This window comes from Streptomyces sp. NPDC049813, assembly GCF_044465085.1.
In the GTDB taxonomy this organism is placed as follows: Bacteria; Actinomycetota; Actinomycetes; order Streptomycetales; family Streptomycetaceae; genus Streptomyces.
This window is the reverse complement of sequence record NZ_JBITLI010000013.1, coordinates 159,941-183,454: the sequence shown is the minus strand read 5'-3', so window position 1 is coordinate 183,454 and position 23,514 is coordinate 159,941. Positions and strand designations below refer to the sequence as shown.

Below are 23,514 nucleotides of genomic sequence, written 5' to 3'. Positions count from 1 at the left end.
TCTCAGACTCCGTCCGTACGGTGCCCAGCATGACTACGAAGACTGACGCGCAGCCCGACGCCGCCGAGCGGAAGGAGAACGAGGAGGCCGTCGAGGCGACCGCACCGACGGCCGGGGCCGAGACGGCCCGGGGCGAGAAGTCCCCGGCCGGGCCGGCCACGGCAGGCCCCGCCACGGCCGGCGCCGAGTCGGCCGGTGACGGCTCCGCTACCGCCGGTACGCACGCGGACGGCTCCCACGCCGATGGCTCGCACGCCGATGGCTCGCACGCCGACGGCTCGCCCGCCGATGGCTCGCACGCCGACGGCTCGGACGACGACGGTCTGGACGAGGAGCTCGCCGCTGAGGCGGCCGCGGCCGCCGCCGCCCGGCCCGCCGGTGTCGGCCAGGGCGCGGGCGCCATCGTCTCGGTGGGCCTCGGCATCATCGCCCTCAGCGGCAGCTGGCTGGGCACGGTCGCCTCCGCCCGCGAGTCGCTGATCGGCCAGCTCAACACCGCGCAGACCGCGAGCGTCTCCCAGCAGGTCTCCGAGGTCTACGGCGATGCCTGGCACGCCGCCGCCCTGGTCGGCGGGGTCTTCGCCCTCATCGGCCTCGTCCTCGGCGCGTTCGTCCTGGCCAAGCCCGCGTTCGGCGCACCCGGCAAGCCCCAGGCGACCTGGATCAAGTCCACCGCCTGGGCGGGTGTCTCGCTCGGCGTCCTCGGACTGCTGCTCGCCGTCGCGAAGTACTCGGACCTGCTCCTGGGCCTGCCCAAGACCAGCTGACCCCGACGACACCGAACCGGCCCCGGGCGCCTCAGAGGCCCCGGGGCCGGTTCGGCTCCTGAGGCACCCAGGGCTGGATCAGACCTCCAGGCACCTGGACCGGCCTCGGCTCCCAAGGCCCCCGGACAGGCCTCGGCCCAAGGCCCCCGGACTGGGCTCGGCGCCTGAGGCCCCCGGACTGGCCCGGTCCCTGAGGTCCCTGGACTGGCCCGGTCCCTGAGGTCCCTGGACCGGGCTCGGTCCCTGAGGTCCCTGGACCGGGCTCGGTCCCTGAGGTCCCTGGACCGGGCTCGGTCCCTGAGGTCCCTGGACCGGCCTCGGCTCCTGAGGTCCCTGGACCGGGCTCGGTCCCTGAGGTCCCCGGGCCGGGCTCGGCCCCCAAGGCACCCGGGCCCGGTTCGGCCTCTGAGGCACCCGGGCCCGCTCGCCTAAGGCACCTGAGGCCCCGCCTAAGGCACCCCCGCCCTCGAACATGCGGCACTCTCCCGATGTGGCGCACCCCCCTGGGAAACGACAGTTGAGGCATCGCGGAGAACGGTCCGCGAGAACCGCAGACGATCGTCACCAGGGAGACGAGATGTTCGAGTACGAACTGCACCAGGTCCGCTCCGCCGAACTCATCCAGCAGGCGGAGGGATACCGTCGGGCCCGCGCCGCCACCGAGGCCCGTCGCGCCGCGCGCCGCTCGGCCCGCCAGGAGGACGAGGGGCGGGTGAGGACGCACGGCCCCCGCCGCCACCGCGCTCCGCGCACGGCATGAGCGGCGTCCCCCGGCCGGGGAGAACACGCACGGCACCCGGTCCCCGCGCGGCCTCGCAGCGACGCTCGGGCGACCCCGCGGGGACGCCCGAGGGCGGCCTCGCTCAGGAGCCCACCGGACAGCCCTCGCGCGAGTCGGCGGGGAGCCCCGCCGAGCAGCCCAGCAGGGGGTTCGCGGGGAGCCCCGCTGAGCAGCCCATGAGGGGGTTCGCGGGGAGCCCCGCCGAGCAGCCCACGAGGGGGCTCTCGCGGAAGCCCGCGGGGGACTGCGCCGGTGAACCCGCGGGGGAGTTCACCGGGCAGCCCGCGAAGGGGTTTTCGGGGGATGGCGCCGGCGAGCCCGCGAGTGGATTCTCGGGTGAGCCCGCGGGGGAGCTCACCCGGGAATCCGCGAGAGGATTCGCCGGGAGGCCCCCAAGCGGGCTCTTGGAGGAACCTGCGCGGGAAATCGCCGGACAGCCCACGAGGAAGCTCTCCGAGGTCAGCACCGGTGAGCCCGAGGGAGGGCTGGCCGGTGAACCCGCGGGGGAGTTCACCGGCCAGCCCGCGAGAGGGCTTTCGCGGGGGTCCGCCGGGCGGCCCGGGGGAAGGTCCCCGGGGGAGGGCGGGTTGCCCGGTCTTCTCCGGTCCCGCGCCGCGAGCCACCGCGGCGAAAACCCCACCACCCCCTCGCACCCGTGTGCGATGCTCGGCCCTGTGGAGACCAGGTCCGTCAGCCCGGTGTTCGTCGGCCGCGCCGATGAACTGGGCATACTGCACACCGCCCTGGGGCGTGCCGCCGACGGCGCGCCCCAGGCGCTGCTGCTCGGCGGCGAGGCCGGGGTCGGCAAGACCCGGCTCGTCGAGGAGTTCGCCGAAGTCGCCCACCGCCAGGGCGCCGTCGTCGTCACCGGCGGCTGCGTCGAGATCGGCGCCGACGGGCTGCCCTTCGCCCCCTTCTCCAGCGCCCTGCGCGCGCTGCGCCGCGCACTGCCCGCCGCCTTCGACACGGCGGCCGCCGGCCAGGAGGACGAACTGTCGCGCCTGTTGCCCGAGTTGGGTGACCGCACCTCCCGCAACCAGCACGAGCGCGGCGACGAGAGCGCCACCGCCCGCCTCTTCGAACTCACCGCCCGGCTCCTGGAACGCGTCGCCACCGACCACACCCTGGTCGTCGTCCTCGAAGACCTGCACTGGGCCGACGCCTCCACCCGCCACCTCCTCGCCTACCTCTTCCGCACCCTGCGCAGCGGCCGCCTCGGCGTCGTCGCCACCTACCGCGCCGACGACGTGCACCGCCGCCACCCCCTACGCCCCCTGCTCGCCGAACTCGACCGGCTGCGCACCGTCACCCGCATCGAGCTCGGCCGCCTCACCCGCGACGAAGTGGCCCGCCAGATCGCCGGGATCATGGCCGCCGAACCCGACCGCGCCCTCGTCGACGACATCTACCGCCGCTCCGACGGCAACGCCTTCTTCGTCGAGGAACTCGCCGTCTCTGCCGCGGAGGGCTGCGCCACCGGCCTCACCGACTCGCTCCGCGACGTCCTCCTCGTCCGCGTCGAATCGCTCCCCGAGTCCGCCCAGCGCGTCGCCCGGATCTGCGCCGAGGGCGGCTCCACCGTCGAGTACCCGCTGCTCGCCGCGGTCGCCCGGCTCGGCGAGGACGACCTCATCGAAGCCCTGCGGGCCGCCGTCGGCGCCAACATCCTGCTCGCCACCGAGGACGGCGACGGCTACCGCTTCCGCCACTCCCTGGTCCGCGAAGCCGTCAGCGACGACCTGCTGCCCGGCGAACGCTCCCGCCTCAACCGCCGCTACGCCGAAGCCCTTGAGGCCGAGCCGGCGCTCGTGCCCGCCGACGCCCGCGCGATGCGCCTCGCCACGTACTGGTACCGCGCCCACGACCCGGCCAAGGCCCTGCCCGCGGTCCTCGACGCCTGCGTCGAAGCCCGCCGCCGCCACGCCTACGCCGAACAACTCAGGCTGCTCGAACGCGCGATGGAGCTGTGGGACGGCGCCCCGGAGTCCCTGCGCGCCACCCTCCACCTCGGCGGCTACGCCGACTCCTACCCGGCCCACGGCTGCGACCCGGCCACCACACCGCTCAGCTACCTCGACCTGATGGGCGAGGCCGCCGTCGCCGGGCGCCTGTGCGGCGAGCGGGAACGTGCCCTGAAGATCAGCAAGCGCGCCGTACGCATCCTCGAAGAGGCCGCCTCCCAGGGCGAGGGCGACCCGCTGCGCGCCGCCTGGTTCTGGATCGAGCGCTCCCGCATCAGCTCCCACACCGGCCGCGGCGACGGCTGGGACGAGATCGCCACCGCGCAGGAACTGGTCCGCGGCCTGCCACCCTCCGTGGTCCACGCCCAGGTCCTCACGCACGTGGCCGCCTGGGGCATGCTGCACAGCCCGGGCGCCGAGACCCTCGCCGCCGCCGAACGCGCCGTCGAGTACGCGCACATGGTCGACGACGAGGAGACCGAACTCCACGCCCGCCTCATCCTGGGCGGCCTCCTCGTCGACGCGGGCTCCATCGAGCAGGGCCTCGCCACGATGTACCGGGTGCGCGACCGCTCCACCGAGGTCGGCCTCATCGCCCGCATCAGCAACGTCAATGTCAACCTGACCTCCTGCCTCGAAGGCGTCGGCCGCTCCGAGGAAGCACTGCGCCTGTGCGACGAGGGCATCGTCCTCTGCCGCCGCTACGGCCTCACCGACACCAAGGGCTGGGTCCGCTCCAACAAGGCCGAGTCCCTGGTCTCCCTCGGCCGCTGGGACGAGGCGGTCAAGGCCGCGGAGTGGACCCGCCGCTCCGCCCTGAGCACCAAGCCGCGCGGCACGTCCTGCGTGCACCTCGCCACCGTCTCCCTGGAGCGCGGCGCCCTCCAGGAAGCGGCGGACCACCTCGCCGCCGCCCACGCGTACTACGGCACCCACGACCCGATGCCGCAGTACACCCTTCCCCTCGCCCATCTCACCCTCGCTCTCGCCGCCGCCCAGGGCCGCCTCCCCGACGCCCGCGCCACCCTCGAACGCGTCGTCACCGCCGGCCTCCCGCCCTCCATGCACCGCTACATCTGGCCCCTGCTGCGCACCGCCGCCGCCGCGGAGGCGGACGCCCGGGGCCTGCCCGCCGCCGACGCGGGCCGCGCCGCCACCATCGAACGGCTCCGGGACGCGGCCAAGCGCCAGGCCACATCGGCCCCCGTCTGGCAGGCCCACGAACAGTGGGTCCGCGCCGAACTCCTGCGCGCCGAGGGCCGCGACACCCCGGACGACTGGTCCGCCACCGTCACCCTCCTCGAACCCCTCGGCCGCCCCCACGACCTGGCCCGCGCCAGATTCCGTCTCGCCGAGTCCCTCCTGCTCACCCCCGGCACCGGCCCGGGCCCCGGCCCTGGCGAGACCGACCGCGCCCGCGCCACCGAACTGCTCCATCTCGTCGGCGCCGTCGCCGACCGCCTCCGCGCCCGCCCGCTCACCGAGTCCGCCGCGCTGCTCGCCCAGCGCGCCCGGCTCAGCCTCACGTCCACCGCGCACCGCCGGGACATCCCCGCCGCCCCCGCCGACCCCGCCGGGGAACTCGGCCTCACCAGCCGCGAACGCGACGTCCTGCGCCTGGTCGCTGCCGGCCGCAGCAACCGCCAGATCGCCGGGGAACTCTTCATCTCCCCGAAGACCGCCAGCGTCCACGTCTCCAACATCCTCGCCAAGCTGGGCGTCACCGGCCGCGGCGAGGCGGCCGCCCTCGCCCACCGCCTGCGCCTCTTCCCCGAGCAACTGGTGCCGGTGCCGCCCGCGAGCGCCGGCCGGGCCCCATAGCGCGGACCGCGGTGCCCGCCGGTCCCTCCCGTACGCTGAACGGGAGGGCCCGGCCGCCACGCGCACCTGGAGGCGCAGTGTTCAACATGTTCGAGGAGCTGTTCGCGCCCGGCCGCAAGCACACCAACGACGAGCGCAAGCGCCTGGAGCTGACCCGGGTCGACCTTAACGACGGCGACCCCGGACGCGGCCCCATAGACCTCTCCTCCGGCAAGGTGACCGTCCGCGCCCCGGACCGGCCCCAGGACGACCAGGCCCCGCCACCCGGTCCGACGGCCCCGCGAACCGGCCCGACGGCCCCGCCACCCGGCCCGGCGGCCCCGCGAACCGGACCGGCAGCGCCGCGGCCCGGCCCGGCGTCCGAGCCCGGCCCCGCAGTCCCGACGGACTGACCCGCCACCCGGCCCCGCCCGGGGGACCCGGTCAGCTCACCTTCAGCTCCAGGATGCGGTCGTCCCCCTTGGCCGGGGTGCCCCGCGTGTCCGTCTCGCTCGTCACCAGCCACAACTTGTCCCCGCCGGCGGAGACCACCGTGCGCAGCCGCCCGTATCTCCCCTTCAGGAACTCCTGCGGTTCGTGCGCCTCCTTCGTGCCGTCCAGCGGGACGCGCCACAGGCGCTCGCCGCGCAGGCCCGCCATCCAGACCGAACCCTCGGCATACGCGATGCCGCTGGGGGAGGCGTCGTCGGTGTGCCACTGCGCGACCGGGTCGTGGTAGCCGGAGTCGCCGCTCTTGCCCTCGGCGTCGGGCCAGCCGTAGTTGTCGCCCGCCACGATGTCGTTCAGCTCGTCCCAGGTGTCCTGGCCGAACTCCGAGGCCCACAGCCGCTTGTCCTTGTCCCATGCCAGGCCCTGGACATTGCGGTGCCCGTACGAGTACACCGGCGACTTCCCGAAGGGGTTGCCCGGGGCCGGGTCGCCCTCCGGGGTGAGCCGCAGGATCTTGCCGCCGGGGGACTTCTTGTCCTGCGCGTACTCGGTCCGGTAGGTCTCACCCGTCCCCACGTACAGCAGGTCGTCCGGGCCGAAGGCGATACGGCCGCCGTTGTGGTTCGTGCCCTTCGGGATGCCCTTGAAGATCGTGTCCGGCGCGCCCAGCTGCTCGCCGGCGGGCTTCTTCGCGTCGTACGGCATCCGTGCGATGCGGTTGTCCGACTCCGTCGTGAAGTACGCGTAGACCATGTGGTCCGAGGCGTACGACGGGGAGAGCGCGAGGCCCAGCAGGCCGCCCTCGCCCGCCGGGGCCACCCCGGGCACCGACCCCAGCTCCGTCTTCTTCCCGGTCTCCGTGTCGACGCGGGTGATCGTCCCCTCGTCCCGGGACGACACCAGCAGACCGCCCTCCGGCAGGGGCGCCAGGCCCCACGGCGACTTCAGGCCGTCGGTGACCGTGCGCACGACGCGCACCGAACCCTTGGCGGGCGGGAGGTCACCGCTCGGGGACGCGGTCGAGGCCCCCGCGCCGCTGGAACTCGGCGCGGACCGTGAAGATGCGGTGTCTCTGCCCGCCTGGCCATCGTCACCGGAGGAGCACCCCGCCGTGACTGCCGTGACTGCCGTGAGCAGGAGCGCGGCACAGGCGGCCTTGGCCAACGCGGGCCGCACAGCTTGACGTTGCACGATCAGGATCCCTTCGACGCGACGGTTCTACCGTTCATACACCGCCCACGCCCCGCAGGTTCCCGACCCCGCCGACCGGAACCCACCCGGCCCCGCCAGGACCCGCCAGGAGCCGCCGGGCCCCACCCGGTCAGCCAGGCCCCACGGCCCCACCCGGCCCCGCCCGCCCCGCCCCCTCAGTCCCAGGACCCCTGCGCCCGCGGCAACCCCGCGATCTCCGCCAGATCCGCCGCGGTCAGCGCGAGCCCCGCGGCCCCCGCGTTCTCCGCCGCCCACCGCTCGTGCTTGGCCCCCGGCACCGGCACCACGTTCCTGCCCTGCGCGAGCACCCACGCGAGGGCCACCTGCGCCGGGGTCACCGCCGCGCCGTGGCGGGCCGCGACCCGGCGCAGCCCCGCCACGATCGGCTGGTTCGCCGCCATCATCTCCGCGGTGAACCGGGGGTGGCGGGCCCGCACGTCGTCCGGCTCGAAACCCTGCCCCGGCGTCAGCGTCCCGGTCAGGAACCCGTTGCCCAGCGGCATCGCCGCCAGGAACCCGACGCCGCGCACCGCGCACCACGGCAGCAGCGACGCCAGCGCCTCCGGCGACCACACCGACAGCTCCGCCATCACCGAGCTCACCGGGAACACCTGTTGGATCCGCTCCAGCTGCCGAATCGTTCCGGCATGCAGCCCGGCCCGGCCGCCGCGGCGCGTGGTCCGCGCTCCCACCGCGCACAGCCCGAGCGAGCGCACCTTCCCGGCCCCCACCAGCTCCGCCATCGCGCCCCAGGTCTCCTCGACCGGGACCTCCGGATCCGCCCGGTGCAGCTGGTAGAGGTCGATGACGTCCGTCTGGAGCCGGCGCAGCGACGCGTCGCAGGCGCGCTTCACGTACCCCGGGCGGCCGTTGGCCACGATGTGCTGTTCGCCGACGAGCAGTCCGACCTTCGTCGACACGAACGCGTCCGCGCGCCGTTCCTTCAGGACCCGGCCGAGCAGCAGCTCGTTGGTGAACGGCCCGTACATGTCGGCCGTATCGACCAGGGTGCAGCCCCGGTCCAGCGCGGCGTGCACGGTGCGCAACGACTCCTCGCCCCGCTGCCGCGAGCCGGTGTAGGCCCAGTTCATCGGCATGCAGCCGAGTCCGACCGCCCCCACCTCGAGCGCCGCCGCCCCGATCGCCTTGCGCTCCACCTGCTCGTGACCCTCCCTGTCTTTGGCCACCAACCTAACCTCTGCGCTCCGGAGCGGCTGACATAGCCTCCTGACCATGACTGGTGATGTATGGCTGCCCTTCCCCGCCGACGAGGTCCCGGGCCTGCCCGAGGGGCTCGACTACCGCTTCTGGAACGGTGAGCCGGACTTTCCCGCGGACCCGGCCGACTGCGCGTACTACGTCGTCCCCTACATGAAGGGCGCCGAGGTGGCCGTGCGGCCGCTGGCGCGGATGACGGCCGTGCGGACGGTGCAGACCCTCTCCGCGGGCGTCGACCACGTACAGGGCGGCCTCAAGTACCTGCGTCCGGGCGTGCAGTTGTGCAACGCGCGCGGGGTGCACGACGCCAGCACCGCCGAACTGGCGCTCACCCTGATCCTCGCGTCGCTGCGGGGCGTCCCCGACTTCGTGCGCGGGCAGGACCGCGGGGAGTGGCGCTCCGGATTCCGCCCGGCCCTCGCCGACAAGAACGTCCTCATCGTGGGCTACGGGGCGATCGGCTCCGCCATCGAGGACCGGCTCGTGCCCTTCGAGGTCGCGCGGGTCGCACGCGTCGCACGCTCCGCGCGCACCACGGAGCGCGGCCCCGTGCACCCGCTCGCGGACCTGCCGGAGCTGCTGCCCGAGGCCGATGTCGTCATCCTGGTCACCCCGCTCACTGAGGAGACCCGGGGTCTCGCGGGCGCGGAGTTCCTCGGGCGCCTCAAGGACGGGGCGCTGCTGGTGAACGTGGGCCGCGGCCCCCTCGTCGACACCAAGGCGCTCCTCGCGGAGCTGGAGGGCGGCCGGATCACCGCCGCCCTCGACGTCACCGACCCGGAACCGCTGCCCCGGGAACACCCGTTGTGGCAGGCTCCAGGAGTGCTCATCTCCCCGCACGTCGGTGGTCCCACGTCCGCGTTCATGCCGCGCGCCAAGCGGCTCCTCGCCGCTCAGCTCACCCGGTTCGCCGCCGGACAGCCGCTCGAGAACGTCGTGCTCACCACCGACTGACCCGCGGCGCACGGGCCCCACGGACCACGCCCGTACGGCAGTTGGCGTCCGGGCGCGCACGCTCCGCGCCCGCCCGGCTGCACCGTGTGCCGCCATAACCGCTGGTCGTCACGGAGCGTAGAGGAACTATGTCCCTGAGTGACCATCCTGGTGTATCGTCCCGATGGGGCAGCGCCGCGCAGCACGCGGTGCCGGGGACGAGTGACGGACTGCGAGGGGGGCGACGGGCGATGCACGGCCTATGGGTGAACGATCCGACGTGGCGGAGTCGCCGGCGGCGACCCTCGCACGCACCGATGCGCGGGCGGAGCCCGGGCTGCCGCAGGAGCCACGCGCACCGCGGCGGCGCCCGTGGCGGTCGCAGAAGGCATCCGCATACCGGCCCCGGCAAGCGGGACGCCGGAGCGGCCCGGCGGACCGGAGCGTCCCGGTGACCGCCCAGTCGACGGAGACCCCACCGATGGCAGCCCCGCTGCGCGCCGCGGCCCCGGTCCTCGCGCGCGCACCCCGGCGCACCACGGGCATGGGCCCGCACGTCGTGCTCACGGTCCTGTGCGGGGCCTACGCCATGGGGTCGGCGCTCGGCTGGGGGAGCGAGGAAGTCGCGCTGTTCATGGGCGACTTCGGGCTCAGCACCGCCGCCGCGGTCGCCGCCGTGTCGAACTTCCTGTACGCCCGCCGCCGGCGCAGCCGCTTTCGAGCCGCCTGGCTCCTGTTCGCGCTGTCCTCCCTGATGGCGGCGGTGGGCAACGGCGTCTGGGGCTGGTACGAGGTCGTCCTGCGGGTGCCCGTGCCGACGCCGAGCCTCGCCGACCTCTTCTTCCTCTGCTTCGCGCCCCCCGCGATCATCGGCCTGCTCGTCCTCGCGAAGCGGCCCGTCACCAAGGCGGGGTGGATCTGCCTCGGCCTCGACGCGTGGCTGATCGCCGGATCGCTCGTCACCCTCTCCTGGAGCCTCGCCCTCGCGCACACCGCCGAGTCCGAGGGGCAGAGCGTCACCCGCACCGCGCTGTCGCTCACCTACCCGCTGCTGGACATCGCGCTGGTCAGCATGGTGCTTGCGCTGCACTTCCGGCGCTCGCCCGGAAACCGCACGGCGGTGAACACCGCGATCGGCGCGCTCGCCCTCACGGTGATGTGCGACGCCCTGTTCACCTCGCCGCTGCTGCACGCCAGTTACCGCTCGGGGGAGATCCTCGACGCTGGCTGGTTCGCCGGTTCGCTGCTGCTGGCGTACGCGCCGTGGGTCGGCCCGATGGGCGGACCGGCGCCCGAGGAGCGGGCCCCGGGCCCCGGCGGGCGCTACCAGGTCAGTCACACCCGGCCCATCTCCGGCTCGCTGGCCGCGCTCACCCCGTACCTGGCCGCGGCCGTCTGCACGCTGGGGATCTTGTACAACGTGCTGAACGGGCACAGCGTGGACCGGGTCGTCCTCTTCACGGCCTGCACCGTCGTCCTGGCCCTCGTCGTGCGCCAGGGCATCATGCTGCTCGACAACATCACGCTCACCCAGGAGCTGGCGCAGAAGGAGAACCACTTCCGCTCCCTGGTGCAGGGCTCCAGCGACGTCATCATGATCGCCGCGCCGAACGGGATCCTGCGCTATGTGAGCCCGGCCGCCGCCGGCGTCTACGGACGCGACGCGGACGACCTGGTCGGCTCCGAGCTCGCCTCGATCATCCACCCCGAGGACCTGGGGCGCGTGGTGCACGAGGTGCGCAGGTTCCTCGCCGCCAGCCAGGTCGAGGAGCCCACCACCCGCATCGAGTGCCGCTTCAGGTCCGGCACCGGTGCCTGGCTGAACGTGGAGTCCACCATCAACCGCCACCACGGCGGCCTGATCCTCAACAGCAGGGACGTCACCGAACGGGTGCGCCTGCAGGCCCAGCTCCAGCACAACGCCGAGCACGACCCGCTCACCGACCTGCCCAACCGGGCCCTGTTCACCAAGCGGGTCGGCCAGGCGCTCCACGGACGGCGGGCCACCGACCGGGGCACCGCCGTGCTCTTCATCGACCTCGACGGCTTCAAGCAGGTCAACGACACGATCGGCCACCAGGCGGGCGACGAACTGCTCGTGCAGGCGGCAAGAAGGCTGGCCGACTCCGTACGGTCCGGAGACACCGCGGCCCGTCTCGGCGGTGACGAGTTCGCGGCGCTCATCGTCGGCGACGGAGGCCGCGACCACACCGCCAGAGAGCAGCAGATATACGAACTGGCCGACCGGCTCAGGGTCACGCTCTCCCAGCCCTACACGATCGACGGGCACAAGGACGTGCGGGTCGCGGCCTCCATCGGCGTCTCCTTCGCGGAGCCCGGCATCTCGGCGGGCGAGCTGCTGCGCAACGCGGACCTGGCGATGTACCGGGCCAAGGCCGGCGGCAAGGACCGGGTCGAGCTGTACGCCCCGCAGATGCAGGCCGACGTGGTCCGCAAGGCGGAGCTGGCCACCCGGCTGCGCACCGCGCTGCACGAGGGCCAGTTCGCGCTGCTCCACCAGCCGATCGTCTCCCTGGACGACGGCCGGATCACCGCGGTCGCCGCCCAGGCGCGCTGGCGTTCGGCGCAGGGCATCCTCTTCACGCCCGGCGAGTTCCTGCGCGTGGCCGACGACGGCGAGCGCACCGCGGAGCTGGGGCGCTGGATGCTGGAGGAGGCCGTCGCGCAGGCCGCCGAGCGGGGCCGCAGCGGCCACACGACCCCGGTGGCCGTGCGGATGAGCGCCCGCCGGCTGCTCGACCGCGCCATGCCGCTGGGCTCCGTCGAAGGGTTGCTGACGCGGCACGGACTGCCCTCGGGCGCGCTCGTCATCGAGCTGGCCGACAGCGATCCGCGCGTCCCGCTCGACGAGCTGGAGCGGCGCCTGACGGCACTGCGCCGGCTCGGCGTCCGGATCGCCCTGGACGGATTCGGCAGCGGCTACGCGGCCATCACGGCGCTGCGCCGACTCCCCGTGGACGTACTGAAGCTGGACCGTTCGCTCGTCGAGGGCGTCGTCGAGTCCGCGCGCCTGCACAAGATCACCAGCGGGCTGCTGCGGATCGCGGGCGACCTGGGTCTGGCGTCGGTGGCCGACGGGGTGGACCTGCCCGAGCAGGTGCGCGCCCTGCGGGCGATGGGGTGCACGCACGGCCAGGGAGCGGCCTTCTCCGGACCGCTCGACGAGTACCGGCTGCGCCGCGCGCTGGCCTCGGGGGAGTACGCCGTACCGGGGATCGTGGCCGAGCCCGCGTTCGCCGGGGCACCCGGGCCGGGCTCACATGATGAGACTCCCGTCCCACCCACTTGACACGCCCCGTGTGCCGGGGGGAGGGTCAATGCCATGCGCACCCGAATTCTCGTACTTGGAAAGCGCGTCGGCTGAAGCTGGGATCAGCGGTGGGACCACCGCGACTTCCCGGCAACCGCTCCCGGCGCGCTCCCCTCGCTTGCCTCACGGCACGAGGGGTTTTTTGTTGCACCGGGCAGGCCGCGCACTTGATGAAACCCTGCACAACCCTCGCAAAAACCCTCAGCATCGAGAAGAGAATGCCGATGACCGAGCAGGCCACCGGGGCCCACCATCCGCAGCCGCGGCCCCGTTCCGGAGGACAGTCCGCCCCCGTCGAGCACGTCACGGGTGCCAAGTCCCTCATCCGCTCGCTTGAGGAGGTCGGGACCGACACCGTATTCGGCATTCCCGGCGGCACGATCCTTCCGGCCTACGACCCGATGATGGACTCGAGCCGGGTGCGCCACGTGCTCGTCCGTCACGAGCAGGGCGCGGGGCACGCGGCGACGGGTTACGCGCAGGCCACCGGCAAGGTCGGGGTGTGCATGGCCACCTCGGGGCCGGGCGCCACCAACCTGGTGACGCCGATCGCCGACGCGATGATGGACTCGGTGCCGCTCGTCGCGATCACCGGCCAGGTCGTCTCCAAGGCGATCGGCACGGACGCCTTCCAGGAGGCGGACATCGTCGGCATCAGCATGCCGATCACCAAGCACAACTTCCTGGTCACCAAGGCCGAGGACATCCCGAAGACGATCGCCGAGGCCTTCCACATCGCCTCGACCGGCCGCCCGGGCCCGGTGCTCGTGGACATCCCCAAGGACCTGCTCCAGGCGCAGACGACGTTCTCCTGGCCGCCGCAGATGGACCTGCCCGGCTACCGCCCGGTGACCAAGCCGCACGCCAAGCAGATCCGCGAGGCCGCGAAGCTCATCACCAGCGCGAAGCGCCCCGTCCTGTACGTGGGCGGCGGCGTCCTCAAGGCCCGGGCCACCGCCGAGCTGAAGGTCCTCGCCGAGCTCACCGGAGCGCCCGTCACCACCACCCTGATGGCGCTCGGCGCGTTCCCCGACAGCCACCCGCTGCACGTGGGGATGCCGGGCATGCACGGTGCGGTCACCGCCGTCACCGCGCTGCAGAAGGCCGACCTGATCGTCGCCCTCGGCGCCCGGTTCGACGACCGCGTCACCGGCAAGCTGGACAGCTTCGCCCCGTTCGCCAAGATCGTGCACGCCGACATCGATCCGGCGGAGATCGGCAAGAACCGCGCCGCCGACGTGCCGATCGTCGGGGACGCCCGCGAGGTCATCGCCGACCTGATCCAGGCCGTCCAGAAGGAGCACGCAGAGGGCCACACCGGCGACTACACCGCCTGGTGGAAGGGGCTCAACCGCTGGCGCGAGACCTACCCGCTCGGCTACGACCAGCCGGCCGACGGTTCGCTCTCCCCGCAGCAGGTCATCGAGCGCATCGGCCAACTCGCCCCCGACGACACGATCTTCGCGGCGGGCGTGGGCCAGCACCAGATGTGGGCCGCGCACTTCATCCAGTACGAGAAGCCCGCCACCTGGCTGAACTCGGGCGGTGCCGGGACCATGGGCTACGCGGTCCCCGCCGCGATGGGCGCCAAGGCCGGTGCGCCGGACAAGCCGGTCTGGGCGATCGACGGCGACGGCTGCTTCCAGATGACCAATCAGGAGCTCACCACCTGCGCCCTGAACAACATCCCGATCAAGGTCGCCATCATCAACAACGGCGCCCTCGGGATGGTCCGCCAGTGGCAGACGCTCTTCTACAACCAGCGCTACTCGAACACCGTGCTGCACGCGGGCCCCGAGGGTGACACGCCCCCCAACAAGGGCACCCGCATCCCGGACTTCGTGAAGCTGTCCGAGGCGATGGGCTGCTACGCGATCCGCTGCGAGCGCCCCGAGGACCTCGACAAGTGCATCGAGGAGGCGAACTCGATCAACGACCGGCCGGTCGTGGTCGACTTCATCGTCCACGAGGACGCCATGGTGTGGCCGATGGTGGCCGCCGGGGCCTCGAACGACGAGGTCATGGCCGCGCGCGACGTCCGCCCCGACTTCGGCGACAACGAAGACGACTGAGAGCCGACCGGAAGAGGGAATCCGCACCATGTCCACCAAGCACACGCTCTCCGTCCTGGTCGAGAACAAGCCGGGCGTGCTCGCCCGCATCACCGCCCTGTTCTCGCGCCGCGGCTTCAACATCGACTCGCTCGCCGTCGGTATCACCGAGCACCCCGACATCTCCCGCATCACCATCGTCGTGAACGTCGAGGGACTCCCGCTCGAACAGGTCACCAAGCAGCTCAACAAGCTGGTCAACGTCCTGAAGATCGTCGAACTGGAGCCGGGCGCCGCCGTCCAGCGCGAGCTGGTGCTCGCCAAGGTCCGCGCCGACAACGAGACGCGCTCGCAGATCGTCGAGATCGTCCAGCTGTTCCGCGCCAAGACCGTGGACGTCTCGCCCGAGGCCGTCACCATCGAGGCCACCGGCTCCAGCGACAAGCTGGAGGCGATGCTCAAGATGCTGGAACCCTTCGGCATCAAGGAGCTCGTCCAGTCCGGGACCATCGCGATCGGCCGCGGCGCGCGCTCCATCACCGACCGGAGCCTGCGCGCGCTCGACCGCACGGCCTGAACCGGCCCGCTCCCGGTCTCGTTCCGCTCGCATCGCGAGACCTGAAAACTTCCTGTCCACCTCCCGCCGTACGGTGGGACGCAACACCAGCACACATAGGAGAACCCCAGTGGCCGAGCTGTTCTACGACGACGACGCCGATCTGTCCATCATCCAGAACCGCAAGGTCGCGGTGATCGGATACGGCAGCCAGGGCCACGCCCACGCGCTGTCCCTGCGCGACTCGGGCGTCGACGTGCGCGTCGGTCTGCACGAGGGCTCCAAGTCCAAGGCGAAGGCCGAGGAGCAGGGCCTGCGCGTGGTCACCCCGGCCGAGGCGACGGCCGAGGCCGACGTCATCATGATCCTGGTCCCGGACCCGCTGCAGGCCAAGGTCTACGAGGAGTCCATCAAGGACAACCTGAAGGACGGCGACGCGCTGTTCTTCGGCCACGGCCTCAACATCCGCTATGACTTCATCAAGCCGCCGGCCGGTGTCGACGTCTGCATGGTCGCCCCCAAGGGCCCGGGCCACCTGGTGCGCCGTCAGTACGAAGAGGGCCGAGGCGTGCCGTGTATCGCGGCGGTCGAGCAGGACGCCACCGGCAAGGCCTTCGAGCTGGCGCTGTCCTACGCCAAGGGCATCGGCGGCACCCGCGCCGGCGTCATCAAGACGACCTTCACCGAGGAGACCGAGACCGACCTCTTCGGCGAGCAGGCCGTCCTGTGCGGCGGTACCGCCGCACTGGTGAAGGCGGGCTTCGAGACGCTGACCGAGGCCGGCTACCAGCCGGAGATCGCGTACTTCGAGTGCCTGCACGAGCTGAAGCTCATCGTGGACCTCATGTACGAGGGCGGCCTGGAGAAGATGCGCTGGTCGATCTCGGAGACCGCCGAGTGGGGCGACTACGTCACCGGCCCGCGGATCATCACCGACGCCACCAAGGCCGAGATGAAGAAGGTCCTCGCCGAGATCCAGGACGGCACCTTCGCCAAGAACTGGATGGACGAGTACCACTCGGGCCTGAAGAAGTACAACGAGTACAAGACCCAGGACGAGAACCACCTCCTGGAGACCACCGGCAAGGAGCTGCGCAAGCTCATGAGCTGGGTGGACAACGAGGAGGCGTAAGCCCTCCGGGGACGGGGCCGCGGCACACGCCGCGGCCCCGTTCTCCATAGCCGCTCCACACCGTTGTCCACGGCGTCCAGCCACGGACGAGTGATCCTTCCAGGGAGGCGTAAGCCCGCCCCCCTCGCGCCACTACACTGCTGAACTACATTCGCGTCGGGCCCACAGCGTCGTGCGTCTTTCACGCGGCTAGCCACCTCCACCGCTTGCGGCCGTCGGGACGGCCGTCCGCATTGGGACTTGTGAGGACTCACGTGAGCACTGCTGACACCGGCAAACCCGTCGTACTCATCGCCGAGGAGCTGTCGCCCGCCACCGTCGACGCCCTGGGCCCGGACTTCGAGATCCGCCACTGCAACGGCGGGGACCGCGCGGAGCTGCTGCCCGCCATCGCCGACGTCGACGCGATCCTGATCCGCTCGGCCACCAAGGTCGACGCCGAGGCGATCGCCGCCGCGAAGAAGCTGAAGGTCGTCGCACGAGCCGGCGTCGGCCTGGACAACGTGGACGTCTCCGCCGCCACCAAGGCCGGCGTGATGGTCGTCAACGCCCCGACGTCGAACATCGTGACCGCCGCCGAGCTGGCCTGCGGCCTCCTCATCGCCACCGCGCGCAACATCCCGCAGGGCAGCCAGGCCCTCAAGGGCGGCGAGTGGAAGCGCAGCAAGTACACCGGTGTGGAGCTGGCCGAGAAGACCCTCGGTGTCGTGGGCCTGGGCCGCATCGGCGCCCTCGTCGCCCAGCGCATGTCGGCCTTCGGCATGAAGGTCGTCGCCTACGACCCGTACGTGCAGCCCGCGCGCGCCGCGCAGATGGGCGTGAAGGTCCTCTCCCTCGACGAGCTGCTCGAGGTCTCCGACTTCATCACCGTGCACCTGCCGAAGACGCCCGAGACCCTCGGTCTCATCGGGGACGAGGCACTGCACAAGGTCAAGCCGAGCGTGCGGATCGTGAACGCCGCGCGCGGCGGGATCGTCGACGAGGAAGCGCTGTACTCGGCGCTCAAGGAGGGCCGCGTCGCCGGCGCGGGCCTGGACGTGTACGCGAAGGAGCCCTGCACGGACTCCCCGCTCTTCCAGTTCGACCAGGTCGTCTGCACCCCGCACCTCGGCGCCTCGACCGACGAGGCGCAGGAGAAGGCCGGCATCGCCGTCGCCCGCTCGGTGCGGCTCGCGCTCGCCGGTGAGCTGGTCCCGGACGCGGTGAACGTGCAGGGCGGGGTCATCGCCGAGGATGTCAAGCCGGGTCTGCCGCTCGCCGAGCGCCTCGGCCGCATCTTCACCGCGCTGGCGGGCGAGGTCGCGGTCCGCCTCGACGTCGAGGTGTACGGCGAGATCACCCAGCACGACGTGAAGGTGCTCGAACTCTCCGCGCTCAAGGGCGTGTTCGAGGACGTCGTCGACGAGACGGTCTCCTACGTGAACGCTCCGCTCTTCGCCCAGGAGCGCGGCGTCGAGGTCCGGCTGACCACCAGCTCCGAGTCGCCCGACCACCGCAACGTCGTCACGGTGCGCGGCACCCTCGGCGACGGCCAGGAGGTCTCGGTCTCCGGCACGCTCGCCGGCCCCAAGCACCTCCAGAAGATCGTCGCCGTCGGCGAGTACGACGTGGACCTCGCGCTCGCCGAGCACATGGTCGTCCTGCGCTACGAGGACCGCCCCGGTGTCGTCGGCACGGTGGGCCGTGTCCTCGGCGAGGCGGGCATCAACATCGGCGGCATGCAGGTCGCCCGCGCCGACGTGGGCGGCGAGGCGCTGGCCGTGCTGACCGTCGACGACTCGGTGCCGCAGGGTGTCCTGAACGAGGTCGCGGCGGAGATCGGCGCGACGTCGGCCCGCTCGGTCAACCTCGTCTGACGCAGGCCAGGACCGGACAGGACAGGCACGGCGCACGAAGCACGACGCATGAGGGCCGGGTCACCCGCGGGTGACCCGGCCCTCATGCGTCGTGGCACGGAGGCTCAGCCGGACGGGCTGGTCTCCGGCTCGATCAGCCCCTCGCGGTAGGCGATGCCCACGGCGTCGGTGCGGCTCGCCGCGCCCAGCTTGGCGAGGATGTTCGACACATGGACGCTCGCCGTCTTGCCGCTGATGAACAGCTCCTCGCCGATCTGCCGGTTGGTGCGCCCCCGGCCGAGCAGCCGCAGGACGTCGCTCTCCCGGGCGGTCAGCGCGGCGATCCGCTCCCGCTCGGGCGCCCCGGCGAAGCCGCCGCGCCGGGCCAGCTCCGCCAGCGCCTCGCCCAGCGGCACCGCACCGAGCCGTACCGCGGTGGCTCGGGCCGCGCGCACCTGCTCCGCCGCCTCCTCCCGGCGGTCGGCGGTGAGCAGCGCCTCCGCGAGCCGCCGCCGGCAGCGGGCCAGCTCGTACGGTTCGCCGTAGCCGAACGCGGTGACGGCCCGCTCCCACGCCGCCACGGAAGGACCGGTGGTGGCCCGTGCCTCCTCGGCCTCGGCGCGCGCCAGCCACGCCTGGCCCTCGGGCCCCTGACCGGTCCCGTCCTCGCCCCGGGCCGCCGTGGTCCGGGCCAGCTCCACCAGGTCGGCGGCGATCCCGGTCCAGCGGTCGAGCGCCTGCGCGTCGCCGGTCAGCCGGGCCTCCTCGGCCGCGTCGGCGACCGCGGAGAGGGTCAGCGCGGCGAGCCGCACGAAGGCGTCGGGCCGCTCGGAGCCCGCGCCGTCCGTCAGCCGCTCGACCGCGGCCCGCATCGTGCGGACGCAGTCGTCGGCGGCACCGCGCAGCGCCGCCGCGTCGATGAGGACGATGTTCGCGACGAGCGCCGCCATCCAGTCGCCGTCCGGGGACAGCAGGGCGCGGGCCCCGGCCTCGGCCGCCTCGAACTCGCCGCGCGCCAGGGTGACGTAGAGAGCGGGCGCGGTGGTGAAGGCGACGGCGGCCGGGAGCAGTTCGGCGTCGGCCTCGGCGGCCCGCGTGCACTCGTCCCAGCGGCCCAGGGTGTAGAGCAGCACCGACTGCACGTAGCGCAGTTCCAGGGCGTACGGCGAGGTGAGGAGGGCGGCGCGGCGGGCGAGGTCGAGGCCGTCGGCGAGCCAGGTCAGGCCGGCGTCCAGGTCGCCCGACTCGTAGCAGCCGAGGCCGAGGTTGTAGAGCGCCCGCAGCTGGACCGGGAGGTTCCCGGCGGCCACGGCCAGTTCGCGGGCGCGCACCAGGCGGGAACGGCCCTGCGGGGTGCGCCGGTTGTGGGCCTCCAGGCCGACCAGCGAGATCATCAGGTCGGCCTGGGCGTCGGGCAGCCGGAGCCGCTCTGCCACCTCCAGGGCCTGGCGGGCGACCCGCTCGGCGTCCGCGTCGCGGCCCACGTACCGCGCGGCCATGACGTGCGTCGCCGCCGCCCAGATCCAGGTGGACGAGGGGGGCTCGGCCGGGATCAGGGCGAGCGCCTCGCTGCTGTACGTGAACGCCGCTTCGAGGTTGTCGATCCGCATCAGGTTGCCCGCGAGCGTGTAGCGGACCCGGGCGGCGAGTTCGGAGCCGGTGTCGGAGCCGACGCGGGCGAGCGCGGAGCGGGTGAGCTGGACCGCGCGGTGCGGTTCGCCCGCGCGGGCGGCGGCGGCCGAGGCGCGCAGGGTGAGGGTGACCGTGTCGGTGCCGCCGGGGCGGGCGGGGGAGTCGACCACGCTCCACAGTTCGAGTGCGGTCTCCAGGTGGCGCAGCTCCTCGGCGGGGGCGCCGACGCGCTGGGCGTGGTCGGCGGCTTCGAGGGAGGCGGCCAGCGCGTCGGCCAGGTCGTGGCTCTCGCGCGAGTGGTGGGCGCGCTCGGCCGCGCCGGCGGCCGGGCGGCCCTCGGCGGCGAGCAGCCGGGCGAAGACCCGGTGCAGCCGGACCCGTTCGCCGGGCAGCAGGTCCGCGTAGACGGCTTCCCGGGTGAGGGCGTGCCGGAAGGAGTACGTCGCGTCGTCGCCCGGCAGCAGCAGCTGGCGCCCGACGGCTTCGCGCAGCGCCGACTCCAGCTCCTCCTCCGGGAGCCGGACGGCGTCGCGCAGCAGGTCGTGTCCGACCCGGCGGCCCGCGACCGCGGCCGTGCGCAGCACCTGCTGGGCGGTCTCGGAGAGCTGCTCGATGCGGATCAGGAGGACGTCGGCGAGGCCGCCCAGGGCCTCCGGGCCGGTGGGCGGGCCGGCCGCGCCGGAGGGGTCGTCGGCGGGCAGGGCGGCGAGCAACTCCTCGGCGTAGAAGGCGTTTCCCTCGGCGCGGTCGACGATGCGGCGGACCGTGCTGTCGGGGACCGGGCCGGTGCGCTGCGCGCGCACGAGCCGGGCCACGTCCGCGTCGGCCATCGGGCGCAGTTCGAGGCGGTCCACGGCGGGCAGCCGGACGAGTTCGGCGAGGAGGGGCCGCAGGGGGTGGCGGCGGTGCAGGTCGTCCGCGCGGTACGAGCCGAAGACCGCGAGGCGGTGCGGGGGGCCGCCGGGGGCGGGCCGCTGGAGGACGCCCCGGCTGAGCAGGAAGCGGAGCAGGTCGCGGGAGGACCGGTCCGCCCAGTGCAGGTCCTCGATGACGAGGAGCAGCGGGACCGTCGCGGCCAGGTCGGCGAGGAGGCCCGCGACGCCCTCGAAGAGCTGGAGGCGGCCGTCGGGGTCGGGGGTGGTGCCGGTCCCCGGTGCGGTGCCGATCAGCCGGTTGACGGCGGGGCGGTCCGCGAAGGCCGCGGCGAACCGGGTGTCGGCGGCGGCCGTGCCGAGGATCTCCGTGAACGGGAGGTAGGGCAGGCCCACGTCCCCCAGGTCCACGCAGTGGCCGGTCAGGACGGTCATGCCGGTGGCGGCGGCGCGGGTGGCGGCCTCCGTCAGGGTGCGGGTCTTGCCGACGCCGGCGTCTCCGCCGACGAGGACGGCGCGGGGTTCGCCGGCCGTGGCGCGATCCAGGATGCCGGTGAGCCGGGCGAGTTCGCCTGTCCGGCCGATGAACGGCGTGTCGAATGTCTGTGGCACGGGGCCATCCTGGCATGGGGGGTGGGGGTGCCCCCGGCTCACGGCCAGTTCGTCGTCCGGCCCGCCGTAGGGGTGGCCCGCGCCCCTTAGGCGTCAGTTGTTCGGCTGTCCGGCGGGGTGGGGGGCGGGTCGCGCAGTTCCCCGCGCCCCTGAGAGCAGTTCTTCGACTGTCCGACCGGTGGGGCTTCTCGCGCAGTTCCCCGCGCCCCTGAAAGGCGCACTGCGTGCGCCCCCGTTTTCGTCCGCGGGTCCGGTGGGGCTTCTCGCGCAGTTCCCCGCGCCCCTGGAGCATGCGGCTCCGCCGCAGCCCCATGCCCCGATGAGAGGCAGCACGAAGTGCGCCTCTCAGGGGCGCGGGGAACGGCGCGAGCAACCACGACGGTGGGTCAGTCGAAGTCTTTTAGGGGCGCGGGGAACGGCGCGCTCAGCCACGACGGCGGGTCAGCCGAAGTCTTTCAGGGGGCGCGGGGAACAGCGCGAGCAACCACGACGGTGGGTCAGCCGAAGTCTTTTAGGGGCGCGGGGAACGGCGCGCTCAGCCACGACGGTGGGTCAGCCGAAGTCTTTTAGGGGGCGCGGGGAACTGCGCGACCAGCCACGATGGCGGGTGAGACGAAGTCCTCTCAGGGGCGCGGGGAACTGCGCGCTCAGCCCCAGCGGCGCCGCGGACGAAGTCCTTCCAGGGGCGCGGGGAACCGCGCGCTCAGCCACACTGGTGCGGCGCAGCGGAGACGCAGGGAACCCCGGCCGCATCGGACTCGCGCGCGCAGGGAACCCCGGCCGCGTCCGACTCGCCCGCACACCCCCGCCCCCCGCGCAGAGACGTCACGGCCAGCACGGCCCCCGCCAACAACAGGACCACCCCGGCGACCGACGCGGCCCGCATCCCGTCGGTGAACGCCTCCCGGGCCGCCACCGCCAGGGCCTGACCCGCATCGCCGGAGAGCCGGCCCGCGACCGCCAGCGCGCCGCCGAGCGTCTCGTGGGCAGCGGCCGGGGCGTCGGCCGGGACGCCATGGCGGAAGACGGCCGTGCCGATGGAGCCGAGGACGGCCATGCCGAGCGCGCCGCCGAACTCCGCGCCCGTCTCCAGGAGGGAGGCGGCCGAGCCCGCGCGGGCCACCGGGACGGTGCCGAGGGCGAGGTCCATCAGCTGGGACATGACGGTGACGATGCCCGCGGCGAGGACCCCGGCCCCGGCCAGGACGAGCCACAGCGAGCTGGTGCCCGCGCCGGCCAGCAGACCGTACCCGCAGGCGGCGACGGTGAAGCCGCCGGCCACCACGTGGGCGCGGTGCACGCCCCTCTGGACGAGCCCCGCGGCGACGGGCGCCGCCGCCCCGACCAGGAGGGTGGGCAGCAGCGACCAGAGCGCGGCCGCCATCGAGCTCTTGCCGAGCACGGACTGGAGGTACTGGGTGGTGAAGAAGGCCGATCCCATCATGCCGAGCGTGGACAGTAGGTTCAGGACGACCGCGGGGGCGAAGCCCCGGCTGCGGAACAGGGCGGGGGAGATGAGCGGGGCGGCCGCGGTGCGCTGGCGGTGCACGAACAGCGCGGCGAAGAGCATGCCCAGGGTGATCGAGACGACGTACCGCACGCTCCAGCCCTCGGACGGGATCTCCTTGATGCCGTAGATCACGGGCAGCACGGCGGCCAGCGACAGCGGCACGCTGAGCAGGTCGAAGCGGCCCGGGGCCGGGTCCCTGGACTCCGGCAGCAGGAACGGGCCGAGGACCAGGAGCAGCACCATCGCGGGCAGGTTGACCAGGAAGACCGAGCCCCACCAGAAGTACTCGACGAGGACCCCGCTCAGCACCGAACCGAGCGCGACGCCCCCGGTCATGACGCCGGACCACAGGCCGATCGCCTTCGCGCGCTGGCCGGGGTCGGTGAACATCGTGCGCACGAGCGCCATCGTGGAGGGCATGAGGGTCGCGCCGCCGACCCCGAGCAGCGCGCGGGCGGCGATCAGCGTCGCGGCGCTGTCGGCGTACGCGGCAAGGACGGAGGCGGCGCCGAACGCGGCGGCGCCGGCCAGGAGCAGCTTGCGGCGGCCGATCCGGTCGCCGAGCGAGCCCATGGTCATCAGCAGCCCGGCCAGCACGAACGCGTAGATGTCGAAGATCCACAGCTGCTGCGTGCCGCTCGGGTCCAGGTCGGCGCTGATCGCGGGGACGGCGAAGTAGAGGACGGAGACGTCCATCGAGACCAGGAGCAGCGGCAGCATCAGCACGCCGAGGGCGGTCCATTCGCGGCGCCCGGCCCGGGAGTTCGGGGGTGCGGTCGTGCTCGTCGTGCTCGTCGGGTTCGTCATGCCAGGGACTGTACGAGCGTATTAAACGCTTGTCTAGTACGTGCGTATAAGACA

14 protein-coding genes are annotated in these 23,514 nt (G+C 73.2%); 10 read left to right on the top strand and 4 right to left on the bottom strand.

Translation table 11 applies throughout. The annotated features are described in order from the left end of the window. Positions 1-29 precede the first annotated feature (29 nt). The 4 genes from ACIBW6_RS25495 (at position 30) to ACIBW6_RS25480 (ending at position 5,722) form a co-directional block, all read left to right on the top strand. Positions 30-767, top strand: a complete 738-nt coding sequence (locus ACIBW6_RS25495) for a hypothetical protein (RefSeq protein WP_399063398.1) — start codon at positions 30-32, stop codon at positions 765-767. 577 nt (positions 768-1,344) lie between these two features. Continuing rightward, a complete protein-coding gene (locus ACIBW6_RS25490) occupies positions 1,345-1,527 on the top strand; it encodes a hypothetical protein (RefSeq protein ID WP_399063396.1) in 183 nt (60 codons plus the stop codon). A 683-nt stretch (positions 1,528-2,210) separates the two neighbouring features. Beyond that, the gene (locus ACIBW6_RS25485) at positions 2,211-5,330 is read left to right on the top strand and encodes an AAA family ATPase (protein WP_399063395.1); all 3,120 of its coding nucleotides are present in this window, start codon (positions 2,211-2,213) and stop codon (positions 5,328-5,330) included. An 86-nt stretch (positions 5,331-5,416) separates the two neighbouring features. After that, positions 5,417-5,722 (top strand): DUF6191 domain-containing protein, encoded by a 306-nt coding sequence (locus ACIBW6_RS25480; protein ID WP_399063545.1) that lies wholly within the window; start codon positions 5,417-5,419, stop codon positions 5,720-5,722. A 31-nt stretch (positions 5,723-5,753) separates the two neighbouring features. Here ACIBW6_RS25480 and ACIBW6_RS25475 read toward each other — a convergent pair whose 3' ends face one another. Next, positions 5,754-6,935 carry a PQQ-dependent sugar dehydrogenase gene (locus tag ACIBW6_RS25475; protein WP_399063543.1) on the bottom strand — a complete coding sequence of 394 codons (1,182 nt, stop codon included), beginning with the start codon at positions 6,933-6,935 and terminating at the stop codon, positions 5,754-5,756. A 191-nt stretch (positions 6,936-7,126) separates the two neighbouring features. Beyond that, a complete protein-coding gene (locus tag ACIBW6_RS25470; protein WP_399063541.1) occupies positions 7,127-8,128 on the bottom strand; it encodes an aldo/keto reductase in 1,002 nt (333 codons plus the stop codon). Positions 8,129-8,204: 76 nt separating this feature from the next. Between ACIBW6_RS25470 and ACIBW6_RS25465 the strand changes: the two genes are divergently transcribed. The 6 genes from ACIBW6_RS25465 to serA all read left to right on the top strand — a co-directional run bounded on the left by ACIBW6_RS25465 (position 8,205) and on the right by serA (position 18,048). Next, a complete protein-coding gene (locus ACIBW6_RS25465; protein ID WP_399063393.1) occupies positions 8,205-9,143 on the top strand; it encodes a 2-hydroxyacid dehydrogenase in 939 nt (312 codons plus the stop codon). A gap of 460 nt (positions 9,144-9,603) precedes the next feature. Further along, entirely contained in the window at positions 9,604-12,432 is a 2,829-nt protein-coding gene (locus ACIBW6_RS25460; RefSeq protein WP_399063391.1) for a putative bifunctional diguanylate cyclase/phosphodiesterase, read from the top strand. 245 nt (positions 12,433-12,677) lie between these two features. Beyond that, entirely contained in the window at positions 12,678-14,525 is a 1,848-nt protein-coding gene (locus ACIBW6_RS25455; protein WP_399063389.1) for an acetolactate synthase large subunit, read from the top strand. 28 nt (positions 14,526-14,553) lie between these two features. After that, entirely contained in the window at positions 14,554-15,081 is a 528-nt protein-coding gene (gene ilvN / locus ACIBW6_RS25450) for an acetolactate synthase small subunit (RefSeq protein ID WP_399063387.1), read from the top strand. A gap of 109 nt (positions 15,082-15,190) precedes the next feature. Continuing rightward, positions 15,191-16,192 carry a ketol-acid reductoisomerase gene (gene ilvC / locus ACIBW6_RS25445; protein WP_399063385.1) on the top strand — a complete coding sequence of 334 codons (1,002 nt, stop codon included), beginning with the start codon at positions 15,191-15,193 and terminating at the stop codon, positions 16,190-16,192. 254 nt (positions 16,193-16,446) lie between these two features. After that, positions 16,447-18,048, top strand: coding sequence for a phosphoglycerate dehydrogenase (gene serA, locus ACIBW6_RS25440; protein ID WP_399063383.1), 1,602 nt, complete (start codon positions 16,447-16,449; stop codon positions 18,046-18,048). A gap of 104 nt (positions 18,049-18,152) precedes the next feature. Here the strand turns inward: serA and ACIBW6_RS25435 are convergent, their stop codons facing one another. Both ACIBW6_RS25435 and ACIBW6_RS25430 read right to left on the bottom strand, forming a co-directional pair. Then, positions 18,153-21,143: a helix-turn-helix transcriptional regulator gene (locus ACIBW6_RS25435; RefSeq protein WP_399063381.1), complete on the bottom strand. Its 2,991-nt coding sequence runs from the start codon at positions 21,141-21,143 to the stop codon at positions 18,153-18,155. 703 nt (positions 21,144-21,846) lie between these two features. Further along, complete coding sequence (locus tag ACIBW6_RS25430) at positions 21,847-23,460, bottom strand: MFS transporter (RefSeq protein WP_399063379.1); 1,614 nt, start codon at positions 23,458-23,460, stop codon at positions 21,847-21,849. Between the last annotated feature and the right edge of the window lie 54 nt (positions 23,461-23,514).

Coding starts and splice junctions, on each gene's coding strand:
- ACIBW6_RS25495 (WP_399063398.1), top strand. CDS start 30: ATGACTACGAAGACTGACGCGCAGCCCGACGCCGCCGAGCGGAAGGAG.
- ACIBW6_RS25490 (WP_399063396.1), top strand. CDS start 1,345: ATGTTCGAGTACGAACTGCACCAGGTCCGCTCCGCCGAACTCATCCAG.
- ACIBW6_RS25485 (WP_399063395.1), top strand. CDS start 2,211: ATGCTCGGCCCTGTGGAGACCAGGTCCGTCAGCCCGGTGTTCGTCGGC.
- ACIBW6_RS25480 (WP_399063545.1), top strand. CDS start 5,417: ATGTTCGAGGAGCTGTTCGCGCCCGGCCGCAAGCACACCAACGACGAG.
- ACIBW6_RS25465 (WP_399063393.1), top strand. CDS start 8,205: ATGACTGGTGATGTATGGCTGCCCTTCCCCGCCGACGAGGTCCCGGGC.
- ACIBW6_RS25460 (WP_399063391.1), top strand. CDS start 9,604: ATGGCAGCCCCGCTGCGCGCCGCGGCCCCGGTCCTCGCGCGCGCACCC.
- ACIBW6_RS25455 (WP_399063389.1), top strand. CDS start 12,678: ATGACCGAGCAGGCCACCGGGGCCCACCATCCGCAGCCGCGGCCCCGT.
- ilvN (WP_399063387.1), top strand. CDS start 14,554: ATGTCCACCAAGCACACGCTCTCCGTCCTGGTCGAGAACAAGCCGGGC.
- ACIBW6_RS25430 (WP_399063379.1), bottom strand. CDS start 23,460: ATGACGAACCCGACGAGCACGACGAGCACGACCGCACCCCCGAACTCC.